Origin of the sequence: Zavarzinia sp. (assembly GCF_041650655.1) — a bacterium.
GTDB lineage: Bacteria > Pseudomonadota > Alphaproteobacteria > Zavarziniales > Zavarziniaceae > Zavarzinia.
The window spans coordinates 1-17,841 of record NZ_JBAZKR010000079.1; the positions used below are offsets into that span (position 1 = coordinate 1).

Here is a 17,841-nt window from a genome sequence, read left to right on the forward strand (position 1 = left end):
CCTGACCCCGCCATGGCTGTCTATACCGACGTCGACGACACCGCCCTCGCCGCTTTCCTGGGCGATTACGCCCTGGGTGACCTGCTCTCCTTCAAGGGCATCGCCGAAGGGGTGGAGAATTCCAACTTCCTGCTGGAGACGACGCGCGGGCGCTTCATCCTGACCCTGTTCGAGAAGCGCGTGGCGTCGGCCGACCTGCCCTTCTTCATCGGCCTCATGGACCATCTGGCCGCCGCCGGCCTGTCCTGCCCGACGCCGATCCATGGGCGCGACGGCAAGGCGCTGCGCCGCCTGGCCGACCGGCCGGCGGTGATCGTCTCCTTCCTGACCGGGATTTCGCCGCGCCGCCCCAATGTCGCGCAATGCGCCAGCGTGGGCACCGCCCTCGCCCGCCTGCACCGGGCCGGAGAGGGCTTTTCGATCCGCCGGGCGAATGCCCTTTCGGTTGCCGGCTGGCACCGCCTGGTCGACGACTGCAAGGCGATGGCGGACACGGTGAAACCCGGCCTGGCCGAGACGATCACCGGCGAATTCGCCCATCTCGAACGCCATTGGCCGAAGCACCTGCCGTCGGGCGTGATCCATGCCGATCTCTTCCCCGACAATGTCTTCTTCATGGGCGACGACGTTTCGGGCTTGATCGACTTCTATTTCGCCTGCGACGACTTCTATGCCTACGACCTGGCGATCTGCCTGAACGCTTGGTGTTTCGAGCCGGACGGCGCCTTCAACGCGACCAAGGCGATGGCGCTCTCGCGCGCCTATGTCGCGGAACGCCCCCTGTCGCGCGACGAAGTCGCGGCGCTGCCCCTGCTCTGCCGTGGGGCGGCTTTGCGCTTCCTGCTGACCCGGCTCTACGACTGGCTGAACCAGGTGCCGGGCGCCCTGGTCCGGCCCAAGGACCCGCTCGAATATTTCACCAAGCTGCGCTTCCACGCCGCGGCACCGGGGCCCGAGACCTATGGCCTCGCCCTTGACTGAGGACGACATGGTCGAAATTCACACCGACGGCGCCTGTTCCGGCAATCCCGGCCCGGGCGGCTGGGGTGCCGTGCTGCGTTTCCGCGGCGTCGAGAAGGAACTCTCCGGCGGCGAGGCGGCGACCACCAACAACCGCATGGAACTGATGGCGGCGATCGTCGCCCTCGAAGCCCTGACGCGCGCCTCCGAGGTCCGCCTCTTCACCGACAGCCGCTATGTGATGGACGGCATCACCAAGTGGATCATCGGCTGGAAGCGGAACGGCTGGAAGACAGCCGACAAGAAGCCGGTGAAGAACGAGGATCTGTGGCGTCGCCTGGACGCCATCGCCAGCACCCACCGGATCGAGTGGCGCTGGGTCAAGGGCCATGCCGGCGATCCCCTGAACGAACGGGTCGACGCCCTGGCCCGGGCGGCGACCCCGCGCTGACCGCTCAGCGGTGGTCGCCAGAGCCCGCGATCTTGCCGCGGGCCTGGCGGTCCTTAAGCTTGGCCATGTTGGCGGCGAAGACCTCGCCCAGGTCGAGACCCACCTCATTGCAGAGCTGGGCCAGGTACCAGCAGACGTCGCCCAGCTCCGCCGCCAGTTTCTCGCGCAGGACCTCGGGTGCGGCGCCGTCGCGGATCCATTTTTTCACCACGCCCGCGACCTCGCCTGCTTCCGAGGCGAGGCCGAGGCCGAGATATTCGAGCGCCCGGTCGGCCGGATAGACCGCCGTCGTCGGGGTGAACGCCTGATACTCTTCGAGATCCATCGACGGCGACCTTCGGCGTTACGGCGTCAGAGCGAGGCCAGCACGGCCTGGGCCGAGGAGACATCCATGGCCGAAGGATTGGGCTCGACCGAGAGCGAGACCACCTTGCCGTCCTTGGCGACCAGGGCATAACGCTTGGAGCGGAGCCCCATGCCGAAACCGGCCAGGTCCAGTTCGAGGCCGAGCTTCTTGGTGAAATCGCCGTTGCCGTCGGCCAGCATCAGGATCTTGTCGCCGACCTTCTGGTCCTTGCCCCAGGCGCCCATCACGAAGGCGTCGTTGACCGAGAGGCAGGCGATGGTATCGACGCCCTTGGACTTCAGTTCGTCGGCATGGGCGACATAGCTCGGCACATGCTTGGCCGAACAGGTCGGCGTGAAGGCGCCCGGCAGGGCGAAGAGCACCACCGTCTTGCCGCCGAACAGTTCAGCGGAGGGAATCGGCGCCGGACCCTTTTCGGTCAGGGTCATGAAAGTCGCGTCGGGAAGCTGGTCGCCAACCTGGATGGTCATGGTCGTCTCCGTCGTTCTGGGCCGGTCGTCGACGCGGCCCGCGCATTAAGCCTCAAGCCCCGGCGGTCGCCAAGGCCGCCTCGATCGCGGCGACGATCTCCGGCGCCTCGGGCGCCGTGCGGGAGCCGAAATTGCCCGCGATCGAGCCGTCGGGTGCGATCAGATATTTGTGGAAGTTCCACTTGGGCGTGCCCGCCTCGCCCAGCTCGACCGCGGCCCAGCGGTAGAAGGGGTGGGCGCCGTGGCCGCTCACCACCTGTTTCGCCGTCATCGGGAAATCGACCGCGAAACGGCTCTCGCAGAAAGTCTTGATCTCGGCCTCCGTGCCCGGCTCCTGGGCGCCGAAATCGTTGGACGGCACGCCGAGCACGACGAGACCCTTGCCACCATACTTCCGATAGAGCGCTTCGAGTCCCTCGTATTGCGGCGTCAGCCCGCAGGCCGAGGCGGTATTGACCACCAGAACCGGCTTGCCGGCGAAATCGCTCAGGCGGATTTCGCCGCCCGTCAGTCCGGAAAAGGTGAAATCATGCGCGTTGGCCATCTGGTCCTCCCGCTTCTGTCCAAGGCCCCATAGAAAGAAGCCGGCCGGCCTGTTATTTCAAGGGCAGAGGAGAAGCGTGATGTGCGACACCATGGTGGTGCCGCCGGCCGTGTCGGGCGGGTCGATGCTGTTCGCCAAGAACAGCGACCGCGAAGGCAGCGAGGCGCAGGCGATCGAGATCAGGCCCCGCCGCATGGCGGCGCCGGGGTCGCTCCTTCACGCCACCTATCTGTCCCTGCCCGAAGTCTATGAGACCGCGGCCACCCTGCTCTGCCGCCCCTATTGGATGTGGGGGGCGGAGATGGGGGTGAACGAACATGGCATGGCCATCGGCAACGAAGCCGTATTCTCCCGCCTGCCGCCCGATCCCTGTCCCGGCCTGACCGGCATGGACCTGGTGCGCCTCGGCCTCGAACGGGCGCGCAGCGCCGACGAAGCGGTCAATGTCCTGATCGCCCTGGTCGAACGCCACGGCCAGGGCGGCGACGGCGGCCACAGCAAGCGCTTTCATTACGACAGCGCCTTCCTGATCGCCGATCCTCGCGAAGCCTTCGTCCTCGAATGCGCCGGCCGCCATTGGGCGCTGCAGCGGGTGACAGAGACGCGGGCCATTTCCAACGCCTATTCGATCGGCAGCCGCTTCGACCGCCTGTCCCGCGACGCCAAGGATTTCGCCCGCGATCGCGGCTGGTGGAAGGGTCAGGAGCCCTTCGATTTCGCCGCCGCCTTCGGCGAGCCGGTGAAGCGCTGGGCAGCGCGCGGGCGCCAGCGGGCGGCCCGGGCCTGCGCCCTGATCGGGCGAAAGCCGGGGGACATCGTGCCGGCCGACCTGATGGCGGTGCTGCGCGACCATGGCGACGGCCGGCCGCGCACCGGCGCCCTGTTCCCGGACGCGATCTGCGCCCATGCCAGCGCCGGCCCGATCCGCCGCGCCGCCCAGACGACGATGAGCCTGGTCGCGGCGCTGGACCGCCACCTGCCGCTGATCTGGGCGACCGGCGGCTCGGCCCCCTGCACCGCGCTGTTCCGCCCCTTCTTCATCGAGGCCGGGATGCCGGCCGAGGAACCGGCGCCGACGGCGAAGGCGGATCCCGCCTGCCTGTGGTGGCGGCAGGAGCGGCTGCACCGCGCCGTCATGCGCGACCATGCCAACCGCCTCGCCGTCTACGGCCCGGCGCGCGACGCCCTCGAATCGGCGCTGTGTGCCGAGATCGAGAAATTGCGCGACCTCGTGGCCGACCGCTCCGCGGCAGAACGCCGCCGCCTGCTCGCCGATGTTTCGCGCGCGGCCTGGGATGTCGCCGAGGATGCCCTGGCGCGCTGGACCCGTCTCGCCGAAGCGGCGCCGATCCTGCGGCCGCCTGGGCTGATTTTCCGCTATCATTGGCACCGTCTGGAGCGGCGCGCGGCCGCCCGGCCTGGATGACGTGAACCGACATGCCTCTGCCCATTCAAGCCTTACTGGTAGTTTCCTACGCCCTCGTCGCCAGTGCCGCGGGTTTCGCGGTGCACGACTTCTTCCCCGCGGTCGATGCCACGCTGGTCGGCGTCGGCATCTTCTTCGCCGCCCTCCAGGCCCATGTGCTGGTGCTGCGGGCGGGCGACCGCAACGACCTTCTCGGCGAGATCGAGCTTCTGCGCCGCAGCCACGCCGAGACCCTGAAGGAACTGGCCGAGCTGAAGTTGAGCTTGGCCCGCCGCGTCGCACGTGACAATTGATCGAGAGTTTCCATGCTTCCTGATGTCAATCTGGTGGGCCATGCCGGTCCGCTGCTCGCTGCCGCCCGCGGTGCCGTCGTCGATCTCTGGGGGGTGATGCACAACGGCATCGCCGCCTTCCCCGACGCGGTCGACGCGCTGGCCCGCTTCCGGGACGGCCGCCGGGCCGGAGTCGTCATGCTCTCCAACGCGCCGCGGCCGTCGGCGGTGGTGCGCCTGCAGCTCGATCGCCTGGGCGTGCCGCGCGAACTCTATGACTTCATCGTGACCTCGGGCGATGTCACCCGCGACGCCCTGGCGGCCGCGGGATACCGCCACCTCTGGCATGTCGGGCCGGAACGCGACCTGCCGATCTACGAGGGCCTGAACGTCACCCTGACCGACGATCTCGATGCCGCCGAGGCCCTGGTCTGCACCGGCCTCGTCGACGACGAACGAGAGACAGCCGAAGATTATCGCCCGCTCCTCGAGGCCGCCCTGTCCCGCGGGCTGGCGCTCGTCTGCGCCAATCCGGACCGGATCGTGAAGCGTGGCGCCGACGTGATCCCCTGCGCCGGCGCCGTCGCCGCCCTCTACGAAGAAATGGGCGGTACGGTCGAGTGGCACGGCAAGCCCTACCCTTCGGTCTACAGCCGCAGCCTGGGCCTGCTGGGGACGGCACCGGGCGAGACCCTGGCGGTCGGCGACGGCATCGAGACCGACATCCCGGGCGCCAATGCCCAGAACATTCCGGCATTGCTGGTGACCGGCGGCGTCCACGCCTCGATCTGGGGCGACCCGCCCGACCCCGCCCGCCTGACCGCGGCCCTGGCCGAGCGCCAGCTAAGCGTGGCCGCCGCGATCGACCGGCTTCGCTGGTGAGGGCGGCCGGCCGGTCCTGAGCACGACGACCCGATAGGCGCTGCGCGCCATCGGGTTGAGCCGGCCGAACCAGCCGAACAGGCCGTAGACGGCGGCGAGATGGCGGGCCAGGGGCTCGTCCTGCTGGAGGCGGAAGTCCCTGCCCCAGGATTCGCAAGATTTCGGCCGATCCAGGCCCCAGCTGAAGCGCGAGCCCGTGACCGCGATGCTGGGATAGAAGGCCGAACCCAGCGCGACCCAGGAGGCCATGGCGTCGAACACGAAGGTGGCCCCCGGAAAGCGATGGGCGATCCGGCGCGCCAGGGCCTTCATCTTGTCCTCAGAGAGATACATCGAGACGCCCTCGAGCACGACGATGGGCACCGTTTCCGGCGCCAGTTCGATGCCGTCCAGGCAATGCGGCTTGTCGATCGAGGCCTCGACGAAGTGGCGCCGGGGCGAATGGCCGGTGAAGGCGGCCTGCCAGACCGGGGCGACCGCGCCCAAGTCGACGTCGTACCAGTCGACCTGGCCGTCGTCGATCCGGTCGAAGCGGGTGCACAGGCCGCAGCCGAGGTTGATCACCGCCGCATGGCCACGGTTGTGGCGCATGTGGCCCGCCACGATCCGGTCGATCACCCGCTTGCGCAGGATGATGATCACCCGGTCGAACTGACTCGGCATGAATTTGTCGAAACTGGGACTCAGACGCCCGACGATGTCGTCCACCTTGCGGTCGCGCAGCAGGGGATGGTCGCGGCGGTTTTCGCGCCACTGGGCATAGAGGGGTATGAGCAGGGTTTCAGAGACCCCGTGCAGCTCCACCGACACTGTTTCCTCCCGCGCACGCGGAGGAGCATAGGCTCAGTCGAACAGGGCGTCGATGTCCGCCTGACTCGCCTTGGTTCCTGCCGGTAGCGCGGGTGCCGCGGCCGGTGCCGGCGCAGCTTCGGGGGGCGATTCGGCAGCCGCCTCGGACGCGAACAGTTTGTCGACGTCGTGCTGACCGATTCCCTCGCCCTCCAGGGACGGGCCGTTCAGCAGAGCGGCATCGCCTGCGCGTGTCTCGTCCGCCGGCCTCGGCGCATCAGCCAGTTCGGCGCCCAGGGCGTCCTTCAGCCGGCTCACCCGGTCTTCGATATAGGTCAGGGTCTCGACCACCTTCGAGATGCGCTGGCCGGTGATGTCCTGGAAGGAACAGGCTTCGAAGATCTCCATGCAACGGGTCGAAACCAGGTCGGCATAGGCCTTCTGGTCGGCCGTGTCCCCCGCCATGATCGCCTCGGCGGCGGCCATGATGCGGTTGGTGGCGTCCTCGGTCGAGCGGACGATGGCTTCGAGCTCACGCCCCGCGCGCGGCAGACGCTCGTTCTTGAGATCGCCCGGGCGGAGTGAGGCGATCTCCCCCCTGGCCCTGGCGATATAATCCGACAGGGCCCGAAATTCGCGGTAGATCGAAGTATCGATCGAGCGGAAATAGGCCTGCATGGTTGCGATCAGCACTTCTGTGACCGAGGCGACCTCGACCAGGCTGGGGCTTTCCGTGCGCCGGCGCAGGTGGTCGACCAGGGCACCGACTTGCGTACTGAGGGCTTCGGGCACCATGGCGCCGCCCTCAGAATTCGCCGAGGACGGCGCGCATCTTCGCCTTCAGCGTCTCGGCGTTGAACGGCTTCACGATATAGTTGTTCACGCCCGCCTGCTTCGCCGCGATCACGTTCTCGGTCTTCGATTCAGCCGTGATCATGATGAAGGGTGTCTTCTTCAGGCTATCGTCGCCACGCACCTGTTTCAGAAGCTCGTAGCCGGTCATCGGCTCCATGTTCCAATCCGAGATGATCAGGCCGTAGGGTTTGGCCTTCAGGCGGACCAACGCCTGTTGGCCGTCGGTCGCTTCGTCCACGTTGTCGAAGCCGAGCTGCTTCAGAAGGTTACGGATGATGCGCAACATCGTCTTGTAATCGTCGACGATCAGGATGGGCATTTGCAGGTCGACTGCCATGACGGTGACGCCTCTCGAATTCTTCTCTCGCCGGGCCCGAAGGCGCCGCTCGGCCCGATCGTGTGGCATTTCGGCTAAGAAACGGTAAACCGCCGGGAGGCCGTCTCTTCGCTCGCTTGCGCCGGCTTCGGCGCCCCATTAAGGTCCCGGGCTCGACGCCGGCCAAGGAAAGGGCTGATGATGACTGCGTATCACGGCTACTACTTCGAAGATCTCTCGCTCGGCCAGAGTGCGGCCTTCTCGAAGACGATCTCGGAAGCGGACATCCTGATGTTCTCCGGCGTGTCGGGCGACACCAACCCGGTCCACCTCGACGCCGAATATGCCGCGACCACGCCCTTCAAGGAGCGAATCGCCCATGGCATGTTGTCGGCCGGCCTGATCTCGGCCGTGCTGGGCACCAAGCTGCCCGGCCCTGGCGCCATCTATGTCGGCCAGACCCTGCGCTTCAAGGCGCCGGTGAAGATCGGCGATACCGTGGTGGCCGAAGCCAAAGTGATCGAACTGGTGCCCGAAAAGAAGCGGGCCGTCTTCTCGACCACCTGCACCGTGCGCGGCAAGGTCGTGGTCGAAGGCGAAGCCACCATCATGGTCCCCGGCCGCCCGGTCGCAGTCTGAGCCGCAAGCCACCCATGCTGATCGTCGACCGCCTGGACAAGGTTCCGCCGCGCGCCAAGGGCGCCGTCCTGGCGGTCGGCAATTTCGACGGGGTCCACCTGGGGCATAAGAGCCTGATCGCCAAGGCGGAGGCGATCGCCGCGACCATGGGCGTGCCCTCCGGCGTGCTCACCTTCGAGCCGCACCCGCGCCAACTCTTCCGACCCGACGGCCCGCCCTTCCGCCTGACCCCTGCGGCCGACAAGCTCCGCCTGCTCGACGCCCTCGGGGTCGAGATCACCGCGGTGCTACCCTTTACGAATGATCTCGCCATCATGCCGGCGGAGGATTTCGTCATCCGCTACCTAGTCGAGGCGCTGCAGATCGTCCACCTCGTGGTCGGCTTCGACTTCTGCTTCGGCAACGGGCGGAGCGGCGACATCGCGCTCCTCAACTACATGGGCGAGATGGAAGGCTTCGGCGTCACCGTGATCGACCCGGTGGGCGACAACGACTGCAAACCGGGCGAGAGCTATTCCTCGAGCGCCATCCGCAAGGCCTTGGAAACGGGCGACCTCGCCACCGCGACCGCCCAGCTCGGCCGGCCTTGGTCGGTCCGCTCGGCGGTGCTGCGCGGCGACCAGCGCGGTCGCATCATCGGCTTCCCGACCGCCAACCTCGGCCTCGGCGACTATCTCCGCCCCGCCCTCGGCGTCTATGCCGTGACCGTGACGCTGGACGACGGACGGCGGTTCGCCGGCGTCGCCAACATCGGCCGGCGCCCGACCTTCGGCAAGACCGACACCAACCTGGAAGTCCATCTCTTCGATTTCGCCGAAGACCTCTACGGCAGCGAGATCGAGGTCGGCCTGCTCGCCTTCATCCGGCCCGAGCGGAAATTCGACGGGCTCGACGCCCTGAAGGCCCAGATCGCGGCGGACAGCGCCGAAGCGCGGCGCATCACCGGTACTCGAATTACCGGCACTTCGGCCTGACCGCGGGGCGCCGCGGCTGGACGGGTCGGAGCGCGACTGATAAAACCACAGCCCTTCGGGGGTCCGCCAGAACGCCCCCTCCACGCCCGCATATTGGCTTATTCCATGACCACCGATTACAAGGCGACCGTCTTCCTGCCCGACACCCCCTTCGAGATGAAGGCGGGTCTGGTGAAGAAGGAGCCGGCCCTGATCGACCGCTGGGACCGTCTCGGCATCTACGCCCGCCTGCGCGAACAGCGCGCGGGCCGCGAGAAATTCGTCCTGCACGACGGCCCGCCCTATGCCAACGGCAACATCCACATCGGCACCGCGCTGAACAAGATCCTGAAGGACGTGATCAACCGCAGCCAGTCGATGATGGGCAAGGATGCGCCCTATGTCCCCGGCTGGGACTGCCACGGCCTGCCGATCGAATGGAAGATCGAGGAAAAGTACCGTGCCGCCGGCAAGTCCAAGGACGCCGTGCCCGTGGCCGAATTCCGCAAGGAATGCCGGGACTTCGCCGAGCATTGGATCGGCGTGCAGAAGGCCGAATTCCGACGCCTCGGCGTCGAAGGCGACTGGGCCAATCCCTATACCACCATGGCCTTCCCGGCCGAGGCCAAGATCGTCGAGGAATGCCTGAAGTTCCTGATGAACGGTGGCCTCTACCGCGGCGCCAAGCCGGTCATGTGGTCGGTGGTCGAAGAGACCGCCCTGGCCGAGGCGGAGGTCGAATATCACGACCACACCTCGACCACGATCCACGTCCGCTTCCCCGTCGTCTCGGGCCCCGAAGCGATCCGCGGCGCCTCGGTGGTGATCTGGACCACGACGCCCTGGACCATGCCGGCCAACCGCGGCATCGCCTGCGCCGCCGATGCGGATTATGTCCGCGTCGAAGTGACCGAAGTGGCCGAGGGCAGCCGCGCCCAGGTCGGCGAGAGCATCGTGGTGGCCGAGCCCCTGCTGCACGAAGTGGCCAAAGCCGCCGGCATCACCGCCTATGACGTCGGCCACCGGATGCTCGGCTCCGAGATCGCCTTCAAGACGATCTGCGCCCACCCGCTGCGCGGCCAGGGCTATGATTTCGACGTCCCGGTGCTGGCCGGTGACTTCGTCACCATGGATACCGGTACGGGCTTCGTCCATATAGCACCCAGCCACGGCGCGGACGACTTCGAGCTGGGCCGCAAGCACGGTCTGCCGGTGCCCGAACTGGTCGGCCCGGACGGTACCTATGTCGAGGGCGTGCCCCTTTTCGCCGGCAAGAAGGTGCTGTGGCCGAACGGCAAGGAAGGCAATGCCAACGCGGCCGTGCTGACCGCGATCGGTGAGGCCGGCGGCCTGCTGGCCCAGGGCAAGCTGGTCCATTCCTATCCCCACTCCTGGCGTTCCAAGGCCCCGCTGATCTTCCGCGCGACGCCGCAGTGGTTCATCTCGATGGAGACGAACGGTCTCCGCGACAAGGCGCTGACGGCGATCGACCAGGTGCGCTGGGTGCCTTCCGTGGGCCGGAACCGCATCCATTCGATGATCGCCAACCGGCCGGACTGGGTCATCTCGCGCCAGCGTGCCTGGGGCGTGCCGATCACCCTCTTCGTCGACAAGAAGACTAACGAGCCGCTGCGCGATCCCGCGGTGAACGCGCGGATCGTCGAGGCCGTGGCGGCCGAAGGCGCCGATGCCTGGTTCACCTCGAAGCCCGAACGTTTCCTGGGGCCGGATCGCGATCCGGACGATTTCGAGCAGGTGATGGACATCCTCGACGTCTGGTTCGACTCGGGCTCGACCCACGCCTTCGTGCTCGAGCAGCGGCCGGAGCTGCAATGGCCCGCCTCGCTTTATCTCGAAGGCTCGGACCAGCATCGCGGCTGGTTCCATTCCTCGCTGCTGGAAGCCTGCGGCACGCGCGGACGCGCACCCTATGAAGGTGTGGTCACCCACGGCTTCGTGGTCGACGGCCAGGGCCGCAAGATGTCGAAGTCGCTGGGCAATACGATCGCGCCGCAGAATGTGATCGACCAATATGGCGCCGACATCCTGCGCCTCTGGGTCGCCACTTCGGACTTCTCCGAAGACCTGAAGATCGACAACGACATCCTGAAGGCAAAGGCGGAGGTCTATCGCAAGCTCCGCAACACGATCCGTTACATCCTGGGCAACCTGGCGGGCTTCACGGCCGAGGAACGCCTGCCGGTCGCCGAGATGCCGGAGCTTGAGCGTTTCGTCCTGCACCGGGTGGCGGAACTCGACCAGGCGGTGCGCGCCGGTTATAGCGACTATGAATTCCACCGGGCCTTCATGGCGCTGACGGATTTCTGCATCGGCGACCTTTCGGCGTTCTATTTCGACGTCCGCAAGGATGCGATCTACTGCGATGCGCCCGGATCGTTACGCCGCCGGGCCGCCCGCACCGTGCTCGAAATTCTGTTCGACTGCCTGACCGCCTGGGCCGCCCCCGTGCTCTGCTTCACCATGGAAGAGGCGTGGCTGACGCTCCATCCGGACGCGGAGGAGAGCGTGCATTTCCGCGAGTTCCCCGCGATCGGCGAAGACTGGCTGAACCCCGGGCTGGCAGCGAAATGGGAGCGGCTGCGCGACCTTCGCCGCGTCGTCACCGGCGCCCTCGAGATCGAGCGGCGCGAAAAGCGGATCGGCGCCAGCCTGCAGGCGAAGCCGACCGTCCATGTCGCCGATGCCGGCCTGCTGGCGCTGGCCGAAAGTGTCGACATGGCCGAACTCTCGATCACCTCGGGGCTGACGCTAGTCGGCGGACCGGCACCGGAAGGTGCCTTCACGCTGGAGGACGTGGCCGGCGTCGCGGTCGTGCCGGCCCCGGCGGAGGGTGAGAAATGCGCCCGCTGCTGGATGGTCTTGCCTGAAGTCGGTTCTCATGCCGATCATCCGGGTCTGTGCCATCGCTGCTACGAGGTCGTCGCCCATGGCTAAGGGGATCGACAGGCGCCGTCGCGTACTGGGCCTCGGGCTGCTCGCCCTGACCCTACTGCTCGACCGCCTGTCGAAGGAAGCGGCGATCGGCCGGCTGGACGGCCAGGACCCGGTCGCCGTGACCGATTTCTTTAACCTGGTCATGGTATGGAATCGGGGCGTCAGCTTCGGCCTGTTCCAACAGGGTGACGACGGCGGGCGCTATTTGTTGACCGGATTTTCGGTGCTGGTCGCCCTCTTCCTGATCGGCTGGATGTGGCGTTCGGCGTCGGCGGTGGCGGTGGCCGGTCTCGCCTTCGTGGCGGGCGGTGCACTCGGCAACGCCTTCGATCGTGTCGCCTATGGCGCGGTTGCCGACTTTCTCGATTTCCATTTGTCAGGCTATCATTTCTGGGCCTTCAATGTCGCGGATTCGGGCATCACGGTCGGTGTCTGTCTCCTGCTGTTGGATGCCTTCCGTGCCCAGCCGACATCCGTGCGGGCGCAAGAGGAGCGGTGAAGATGAGTTCCTTCCTTCGATCGACCCGCGGGAGGCTGGTGCTGGCCGGTGCCATCGCCGCCACGGTCGGACTCGCCGGTTGCGACGGTTCCGGCGACATGCGGTCGAAGCTCGGCTTGGCAACCCAGGCGCCGGATGAATTCTCCGTCGTCACGGCGGCTCCCCTGGTCGTGCCGCCTGACTATTCACTGCGTCCGCCCGAACCCGGCGCCGCCCCGACCCAGCAAGGCAACACCGAGCACCGTGCCTCGGAAGCCGTGTTCGGCGCCACCCTGCCGGGCGGCCCCGCCGCCGGCGCCCCGGTCGGTACCGGCGTCGCTGCGGCGCCAGGCCCGCTCGAACAGCAGTTCCTGACGCAGGCCGGGGCCGGCAACGCCGATCCCCAGATCCGCGCGACGTTGAACCGCGAGAGCGGTGCTCTCGTCGACAAGAGCCAGTCCTTCGCGCGCGAGCTCCTGGGCCTGCCGGCGACCGACCCGACCGACATCGTGGTCAACGCCTCGCAGGAGGCCCAGCGCCTGCGCCAGAACGCCGCCGGCGGCCTGCCGGCGACGACAGGCGACACGCCGCTGATAAAACGAGGGAACCCGGGACTACTCGAAGGTGTTTTCTGACCGTGTGCAACAAGCACATGGCTGAATTCCTTCGAGGGTCCAAATGGCCTTCTTCAATGTCCAGATCGCCCACAAGCATTCTGGTGCCCATGTCGGTGGAGCCGCGAGCCGGTCGCGCACTCCTTTGACGAGTTCGAGTGACATGCAGAAGTCCTTGATCCCGCTGCACAGCGTCGACGAACCGGCCCAGCCGGCCTTCGTGCAGTCCGTCGACGACTGCGGACGGGGGCGCGTGTCGTCGGCGTCGATCGACGCCAAGCTGGAAGCGACCCGTGCGGCCCTGGACGTGATCCGCGAACAGGTGCGCAGCCGCGCCCTGCCCCATTTCACCATCCCCTACCGGACCGACGATCTCGATGAACAGGCCGCCGTCGCGGCGCGCATCGCGGCCGAGGCGGAGCAGGTCGTGCTGCTCGGCACCGGCGGTTCCTCGCTCGGTCCCCAGGCGATCGCCCAGCTCGTGCAGACGCCCTTCAGCACGCCTGCCGGCCGGCCGCGCCTGGGCTTCCTCGACAATCTCGACCCGCTCGGCCTCTCGGCCATGCTGGCCTCGGGCGATCCGCTGAACACCCATTTCCTGGTCGCTTCCAAGTCGGGCAGCACGTCCGAGACGATCGCCCAGCTCCTGGTCGTGATCGACGCGCTGGAAAACGCCGGCTTCCGCCAGGACGCCATCGGCCGCCGCATCACCATCGTGACCGAGCCGAAGAACAACCTGCTGCGCCAGATCGGCGAGCGCTTCGGCTGCACCATCCTGGACCATGACCCGAACCTGGGCGGGCGCTATGCCGTGCTCTCGGTGATCGGCAGCCTGCCGGCGCAGATCCTGGGCCTCGACGCCCGCGCTTTCCGCCGCGGTGCCGCCCGCGTGCTCGAGCAGAACATCAACGCCCTGAACCCGGCCGACGCGCCCGCCGCGATCGGCGCCGCGGTCTCGATCGCCGCTTCCGACGCCGGCCTCGAGCAGACCGTGATGATCGGCTACGGCGACCGGCTGGAGCGCTTGGCCGCCTGGTGGCGCCAGCTCTGGGCCGAATCCCTCGGCAAGGCCGGCAAGGGCACCACGCCGATGACCGCGATCGGCCCCGTCGACCAACACAGCCAGCTCCAGCTCTATCTCGACGGACCGGACGACAAGCTCTTCACGGTGATCGACCTCGCGACCAAGGGGCGTGGCGCGTTGATCCGCCCCGACCTCGCCGCCGACCCGGCGCTGGAATTCCTGGCCGGCCGCCGCATCGGCGACGTCGTGGCAGCCCAGGCCCGCGCCACGGCCGACACGCTGGTCAAGTTCAAGCGCCCGGTGCGCCGACTGACCATCCCCAACTTCGACATCGAAGCCCTGGGCGGGTTGTTCATGCATTTCACCCTGGAAACGCTGATCGCGGCCCATCTCCTGGGCGTCGATCCCTTCGACCAGCCCGCGGTCGAAGAGGGCAAGATGCTGACCCGCCAGTATCTCCAGGCCGGCACCTACTGACTGCATTGGTTCCGCGCATGGGGCATGATGGCCCCATGCGCATCCGTCTCCTGCCCGAGTCGACCGCCAACCGCATCGCCGCGGGCGAGGTGGTCGAACGCCCCGCCTCCGCCGTCAAGGAACTGGTCGAAAACGCCCTCGACGCCGGGGCGAGCCGGATCGACGTCGTCATCGAGGGCGGCGGCCGCTCGCTGATCCGCGTCGCCGACGACGGTTTCGGCATGGATGCCGACGAGCTCGCCCTCGCGGTCGAACGCCACGCCACTTCGAAACTGCCGGACGACGATCTCGACGCCATTCGCTGGTTCGGCTTTCGCGGCGAGGCCCTGCCCTCGATCGGCGCCGTCGCCCGCCTCGATATTTCGAGCCGCGCCCGGGGCGCCTCGGAAGCCTGGTCGATCCGGGTCGATGCCGGGGCGAAATTCCCGCTCGAGCCCGCGGCGCTGGCCGCCGGCACCAGGGTCGAGGTGCATGATCTCTTCTATGCGACCCCGGCCCGCCTCAAGTTCCTGAAGACAGAACAGGCCGAATTCCAGGCCGTGGCCGACGTCATGCGCCGCCTGGCGCTGGCCCATCCGGATGTCGGCTTCACCCTCGCGGACGGGGCGCGGGTGGCGCTTCGCTACGCGCCGGAAGCGACGCTCGACCCCGAGGATGCGAGGCGCAGCCGGATCGCCGCCGTGATCGGGCGCGATTTCGCCGACAATGCCCTGACCATCGCCGCGACCCGCGAGGGTCTGGAACTGGCCGGATTCGCCAGCCTGCCGACCTATGCGCGGGCGACGGCGGCGCATCAATATCTCTTCGTCAACGGCCGGCCGGTGAAGGACAAGCTGCTGACCGGCGCGGTGCGCGGCGCCTATGCCGATTTCCTGGCCCGCGACCGCCATCCGGCGGTGGCGCTCTACCTGACGCTCGACAACCGCTTCGTCGACGTCAACGTGCATCCGGCCAAGGCGGAGGTGCGCTTCCGCGACCCCGGCCTGGTGCGCGGCCTCATTGTCGGCGCGCTCCGCCACGCCCTGTCGGAGGCCGGACACAGGGCCTCCACCACGGTCGCCGGGGCGGCGCTGGGCGCCTTCCGGGCCGAGCCGGCGCCGGCCCTGCCCTTCGCCCGCACCAGCAGCGGCTTCACGATGCCTTCCCGGCCGAGCCTGGCCGAGCGGACCGCCGCCTATGCCTTCCAGGCCCCGCCGGATGCGCGCCCTGGGGTCGCCGCGCCGGCCGAGACCCGGCCGGAGGAAGAAACCCTCGACCGCCCGCTCGGCGTCGCCCGGGGCCAGTTGCACCTGACCTATATCGTCGCCGAGACGCGGAACGGCCTCGTGTTGGTCGACCAGCATGCCGCCCACGAGCGCCTGGTCTATGAACGGATGAAGAAGGCGCTCGCCGCCGAGGACGGGGTCAAGCGCCAGATCCTGCTGATCCCCGAAGTGGTCGAGCTGGACGGCGACGGTGCCGCCCGCATCGCCGCCAAGGCCGAGGACCTCGCCCGCCTCGGCCTGGTGGTGGAGCCTTTCGGCGCGGGCGCCGTGGTGGTGCGGGAAACGCCCGCGCTGCTCGGCAAGGCCGACGTCCCCGGCCTGATCCGCGACCTCGCGGACGAGATCGCCGAAATGGGCGACGGCTTCGCCCTGGACGAGAAACTGGCCGACGTTTGCGGTACCCTGGCCTGCCATTCGTCGGTGCGCGCCGGCCGCCGCCTGACCTATCCCGAGATGGACGCCCTTCTTCGCGAGATGGAGGCGACGCCCCATTCCGGCCAGTGCAACCACGGCCGTCCGACCTATGTCGAACTGAAACTGCCCGACATCGAACGCCTGTTCGGGCGGCGCTGAGCCTCAGTCCCCGAACCTCAGTCCCTGACCAGGAAGGTCACCGCGCCCTTGCCGTAGCGCCGCCGGTCTTCGACCGTGAAGCCCGCCGGCCAGACCGGATCTTCCCGCCCGTCGTGCTCGGCGACCACCAGGGCGCCCGGGGCGAGCCAGCCCTCGCGCAGCAAAGCCGCCAGGGCCGCCTCGTTCAGGCCCTTCGCATAGGGCGGATCGAGGAAGGCGAGATCGGCGGTAAAGCCCGGCGGCGGCTTGCCCGGTGCCGTGGCATCGCGGCCCAGCACGCTGCAGGTGCCCTCGCCCCGCAGCCGCTTCACGTTTTCGGCGATCAGGCGGAGCGCGGCGCCATCCTTCTCGATCAGCACCACGCGGGCGGCTCCGCGCGACAGGGCTTCGAGCCCCATCGCCCCGGTACCGGCGAAGACGTCGAGCACGCGGGCGTCCTGCGGCAGCGGCGGCACCCGGGCGCCCAGCATGGAGAACACGGCCTCGCGCAGCCGGTCGGCCGAGGGCCGCACCGAACGGTCCTCCGGCGTGGCCAGCACGCGGCCCTTGTTACGGCCGGCGACGATGCGCATTGCCGCCCCTCCCGCCGCCCGGTGCCCTGCCGCCCGGTGCCTTGCCACCCGGGGTCTTTCCGCCCGGCTTGGCGCCGCGTGGCCCGTCGCCCGGCTTGCCACGGGGCGCGTGAGCCCCTTCTTCGGACCTGGCCGAAGACTGCCTTGCGCCTGCCGGCTTGCGTGGCGGTTTGCCCTCGGCGGCCTTGGCGCGGAACGGCCGATCTTCCGGCGCCGGCCGGCGGGCGGCTTTGCCCGCCCAGGGTTTGCCGTCCGTGCCGTCGGCATCGGGGGCGACCACCAGCGGCGCCTTGCCCCGGGCGGGACGGGCATCGCCCGATTTCGGCCCGCGGAGACCGCTGTCCGGCCCCTGCCGGTCACGGCCGCCGGCCGGTGCCCTGCCCCGCAACGGCTTGGCGTCACCGTCCCCTGACGGACGCTTGCCTGCCGCAGGCGCGCGGCCGCGCGGTGGCTTGGTCTCGTCCAGCTTGCGGCCGCTCCGGCCGTCGGCCGCATCGGCACTGCGCGCCGGGCCCCGGCCGCGCGGCGGTCTGGCCTCGTCCGGCCCCTCGCTACGGCGTAGCGGCGGTTTGCCACCCGGCTTCCGGGCGCCGCCCCGGCCTTCCGGCATCTCGGCGTCACGGCTGCCGGAGGCGGCCCGGCCGCGCATCGGCTTGGCGTCGCCATCCCTTGCCGGACGCTTGCCGTCCGCCGGTGCACGGCCGCGCTTCGGCGCCGGCTTGTCCTCGCCCGCCTCGTCCCGCGCGGGGGCCTGACGCGCCAGGCGGGCCGGGGTCTCGAAGGTCACTTCCTCGCCGCGCAGGATCTTGTCGACCATGACGCCGGCCACTGGTGCCACGTCGCCGAGTTCCAGCTTGCCGAGGTCGAAGGGGCCGTAGGACACCCGCTGCAGCCGGTTGACCGACAGCCCCAGGTGTTCCAGCACCTTGCGGATCTCGCGGTTCTTGCCCTCGGTCAGG

General features: G+C 68.5%; 19 protein-coding genes and 1 pseudogene. 12 read left to right on the forward strand and 8 right to left on the reverse strand.

The features are described from left to right. Nucleotides 1-12 precede the first annotated feature (12 nt). Both WC493_RS16410 and rnhA read left to right on the forward strand, forming a co-directional pair. Nucleotides 13-981 (forward strand): homoserine kinase, encoded by a 969-nt coding sequence (locus tag WC493_RS16410; RefSeq protein WP_373066652.1) that lies wholly within the window; start codon nucleotides 13-15, stop codon nucleotides 979-981. 7 nt (nucleotides 982-988) lie between these two features. Further along, complete coding sequence (gene rnhA, locus WC493_RS16415; RefSeq protein WP_373066629.1) at nucleotides 989-1,411, forward strand: ribonuclease HI; 423 nt, start codon at nucleotides 989-991, stop codon at nucleotides 1,409-1,411. A 4-nt stretch (nucleotides 1,412-1,415) separates the two neighbouring features. Here the strand turns inward: rnhA and WC493_RS16420 are convergent, their stop codons facing one another. The 3 genes from WC493_RS16420 to WC493_RS16430 are packed head-to-tail and all read right to left on the reverse strand — an operon-like array spanning nucleotide 1,416 to nucleotide 2,792. Further along, the gene (locus tag WC493_RS16420) at nucleotides 1,416-1,736 is read right to left on the reverse strand and encodes a nucleoside triphosphate pyrophosphohydrolase family protein (protein WP_373066630.1); all 321 of its coding nucleotides are present in this window, start codon (nucleotides 1,734-1,736) and stop codon (nucleotides 1,416-1,418) included. Between the two features lie 26 nt (nucleotides 1,737-1,762). Continuing rightward, a complete protein-coding gene (locus tag WC493_RS16425; RefSeq protein ID WP_373066632.1) occupies nucleotides 1,763-2,248 on the reverse strand; it encodes a peroxiredoxin in 486 nt (161 codons plus the stop codon). 52 nt (nucleotides 2,249-2,300) lie between these two features. After that, a complete protein-coding gene (locus tag WC493_RS16430) occupies nucleotides 2,301-2,792 on the reverse strand; it encodes a glutathione peroxidase (RefSeq protein WP_373066633.1) in 492 nt (163 codons plus the stop codon). Nucleotides 2,793-2,871: 79 nt separating this feature from the next. On the opposite strand from WC493_RS16430, the gene WC493_RS16435 reads away from it, so the two are divergent. Genes WC493_RS16435 through WC493_RS16445 form a run of 3 tightly spaced genes read left to right on the forward strand, consistent with a single transcriptional unit; the run spans nucleotide 2,872 to nucleotide 5,372 of the window. Beyond that, a complete protein-coding gene (locus tag WC493_RS16435; RefSeq protein WP_373066635.1) occupies nucleotides 2,872-4,218 on the forward strand; it encodes a C69 family dipeptidase in 1,347 nt (448 codons plus the stop codon). An 11-nt stretch (nucleotides 4,219-4,229) separates the two neighbouring features. Beyond that, nucleotides 4,230-4,511 (forward strand): hypothetical protein, encoded by a 282-nt coding sequence (locus WC493_RS16440; RefSeq protein WP_373066636.1) that lies wholly within the window; start codon nucleotides 4,230-4,232, stop codon nucleotides 4,509-4,511. Between the two features lie 12 nt (nucleotides 4,512-4,523). Next, nucleotides 4,524-5,372 (forward strand): TIGR01459 family HAD-type hydrolase, encoded by an 849-nt coding sequence (locus WC493_RS16445; RefSeq protein WP_373066637.1) that lies wholly within the window; start codon nucleotides 4,524-4,526, stop codon nucleotides 5,370-5,372. Here WC493_RS16445 and WC493_RS16450 read toward each other — a convergent pair. From WC493_RS16450 to WC493_RS16460, 3 genes are read right to left on the reverse strand one after another with little or no spacing between them, the layout of a single operon-like run. Next, nucleotides 5,334-6,182, reverse strand: coding sequence for a class I SAM-dependent methyltransferase (locus tag WC493_RS16450; RefSeq protein WP_373066638.1), 849 nt, complete (start codon nucleotides 6,180-6,182; stop codon nucleotides 5,334-5,336). The genes WC493_RS16445 and WC493_RS16450 overlap by 39 nt on opposite strands. Before the next feature lie 33 nt (nucleotides 6,183-6,215). After that, nucleotides 6,216-6,956: a protein phosphatase CheZ gene (locus WC493_RS16455; protein ID WP_373066639.1), complete on the reverse strand. Its 741-nt coding sequence runs from the start codon at nucleotides 6,954-6,956 to the stop codon at nucleotides 6,216-6,218. 10 nt (nucleotides 6,957-6,966) lie between these two features. Then, nucleotides 6,967-7,353: a response regulator gene (locus tag WC493_RS16460; RefSeq protein WP_373066641.1), complete on the reverse strand. Its 387-nt coding sequence runs from the start codon at nucleotides 7,351-7,353 to the stop codon at nucleotides 6,967-6,969. A gap of 177 nt (nucleotides 7,354-7,530) precedes the next feature. On the opposite strand from WC493_RS16460, the gene WC493_RS16465 reads away from it, so the two are divergent. The 7 genes from WC493_RS16465 to mutL all read left to right on the forward strand — a co-directional run bounded on the left by WC493_RS16465 (nucleotide 7,531) and on the right by mutL (nucleotide 16,310). Continuing rightward, the gene (locus WC493_RS16465) at nucleotides 7,531-7,971 is read left to right on the forward strand and encodes a MaoC family dehydratase (RefSeq protein WP_373066642.1); all 441 of its coding nucleotides are present in this window, start codon (nucleotides 7,531-7,533) and stop codon (nucleotides 7,969-7,971) included. 14 nt (nucleotides 7,972-7,985) lie between these two features. Further along, entirely contained in the window at nucleotides 7,986-8,945 is a 960-nt protein-coding gene (locus WC493_RS16470) for a bifunctional riboflavin kinase/FAD synthetase (RefSeq protein WP_373066643.1), read from the forward strand. 105 nt (nucleotides 8,946-9,050) lie between these two features. Next, entirely contained in the window at nucleotides 9,051-11,879 is a 2,829-nt protein-coding gene (gene ileS, locus WC493_RS16475; protein ID WP_373066644.1) for an isoleucine--tRNA ligase, read from the forward strand. After that, on the forward strand, nucleotides 11,872-12,378 hold the full coding sequence (gene lspA / locus WC493_RS16480) for a signal peptidase II (RefSeq protein ID WP_373066645.1): 507 nt from the start codon (nucleotides 11,872-11,874) through the stop codon (nucleotides 12,376-12,378). Before ileS ends, lspA begins: the two co-directional genes overlap by 8 nt. Before the next feature lie 2 nt (nucleotides 12,379-12,380). After that, the gene (locus WC493_RS16485; protein WP_373066647.1) at nucleotides 12,381-12,992 is read left to right on the forward strand and encodes a DUF3035 domain-containing protein; all 612 of its coding nucleotides are present in this window, start codon (nucleotides 12,381-12,383) and stop codon (nucleotides 12,990-12,992) included. Nucleotides 12,993-13,134: 142 nt separating this feature from the next. Further along, a complete protein-coding gene (locus WC493_RS16490; RefSeq protein WP_373066648.1) occupies nucleotides 13,135-14,472 on the forward strand; it encodes a glucose-6-phosphate isomerase in 1,338 nt (445 codons plus the stop codon). A gap of 35 nt (nucleotides 14,473-14,507) precedes the next feature. Next, complete coding sequence (gene mutL / locus WC493_RS16495) at nucleotides 14,508-16,310, forward strand: DNA mismatch repair endonuclease MutL (protein ID WP_373066649.1); 1,803 nt, start codon at nucleotides 14,508-14,510, stop codon at nucleotides 16,308-16,310. Between the two features lie 17 nt (nucleotides 16,311-16,327). On the opposite strand, the gene rsmD is transcribed toward mutL, so the two are convergent. Continuing rightward, on the reverse strand, nucleotides 16,328-16,882 hold the full coding sequence (gene rsmD / locus WC493_RS16500) for a 16S rRNA (guanine(966)-N(2))-methyltransferase RsmD (protein WP_373066650.1): 555 nt from the start codon (nucleotides 16,880-16,882) through the stop codon (nucleotides 16,328-16,330). Then, nucleotides 16,860-17,841, reverse strand: a pseudogene (locus WC493_RS16505) (hypothetical protein); the annotation flags it as partial. The gene rsmD and the pseudogene WC493_RS16505, both read right to left, overlap by 23 nt.

Bases quoted from the DNA above. Each gene is read 5' to 3' on its own strand.
- WC493_RS16410 (WP_373066652.1), top strand. From the start codon at position 13: ATGGCTGTCTATACCGACGTCGACGACACCGCCCTCGCCGCTTTCCTG.
- rnhA (WP_373066629.1), top strand. From the start codon at position 989: ATGGTCGAAATTCACACCGACGGCGCCTGTTCCGGCAATCCCGGCCCG.
- WC493_RS16420 (WP_373066630.1), bottom strand. From the start codon at position 1,736: ATGGATCTCGAAGAGTATCAGGCGTTCACCCCGACGACGGCGGTCTAT.
- WC493_RS16425 (WP_373066632.1), bottom strand. From the start codon at position 2,248: ATGACCATCCAGGTTGGCGACCAGCTTCCCGACGCGACTTTCATGACC.
- WC493_RS16430 (WP_373066633.1), bottom strand. From the start codon at position 2,792: ATGGCCAACGCGCATGATTTCACCTTTTCCGGACTGACGGGCGGCGAA.
- WC493_RS16435 (WP_373066635.1), top strand. From the start codon at position 2,872: ATGTGCGACACCATGGTGGTGCCGCCGGCCGTGTCGGGCGGGTCGATG.
- WC493_RS16440 (WP_373066636.1), top strand. From the start codon at position 4,230: ATGCCTCTGCCCATTCAAGCCTTACTGGTAGTTTCCTACGCCCTCGTC.
- WC493_RS16445 (WP_373066637.1), top strand. From the start codon at position 4,524: ATGCTTCCTGATGTCAATCTGGTGGGCCATGCCGGTCCGCTGCTCGCT.
- WC493_RS16455 (WP_373066639.1), bottom strand. From the start codon at position 6,956: ATGGTGCCCGAAGCCCTCAGTACGCAAGTCGGTGCCCTGGTCGACCAC.
- WC493_RS16460 (WP_373066641.1), bottom strand. From the start codon at position 7,353: ATGGCAGTCGACCTGCAAATGCCCATCCTGATCGTCGACGATTACAAG.
- WC493_RS16465 (WP_373066642.1), top strand. From the start codon at position 7,531: ATGATGACTGCGTATCACGGCTACTACTTCGAAGATCTCTCGCTCGGC.
- WC493_RS16470 (WP_373066643.1), top strand. From the start codon at position 7,986: ATGCTGATCGTCGACCGCCTGGACAAGGTTCCGCCGCGCGCCAAGGGC.
- ileS (WP_373066644.1), top strand. From the start codon at position 9,051: ATGACCACCGATTACAAGGCGACCGTCTTCCTGCCCGACACCCCCTTC.
- lspA (WP_373066645.1), top strand. From the start codon at position 11,872: ATGGCTAAGGGGATCGACAGGCGCCGTCGCGTACTGGGCCTCGGGCTG.
- WC493_RS16485 (WP_373066647.1), top strand. From the start codon at position 12,381: ATGAGTTCCTTCCTTCGATCGACCCGCGGGAGGCTGGTGCTGGCCGGT.
- WC493_RS16490 (WP_373066648.1), top strand. From the start codon at position 13,135: ATGCAGAAGTCCTTGATCCCGCTGCACAGCGTCGACGAACCGGCCCAG.
- mutL (WP_373066649.1), top strand. From the start codon at position 14,508: ATGCGCATCCGTCTCCTGCCCGAGTCGACCGCCAACCGCATCGCCGCG.
- rsmD (WP_373066650.1), bottom strand. From the start codon at position 16,882: ATGCGCATCGTCGCCGGCCGTAACAAGGGCCGCGTGCTGGCCACGCCG.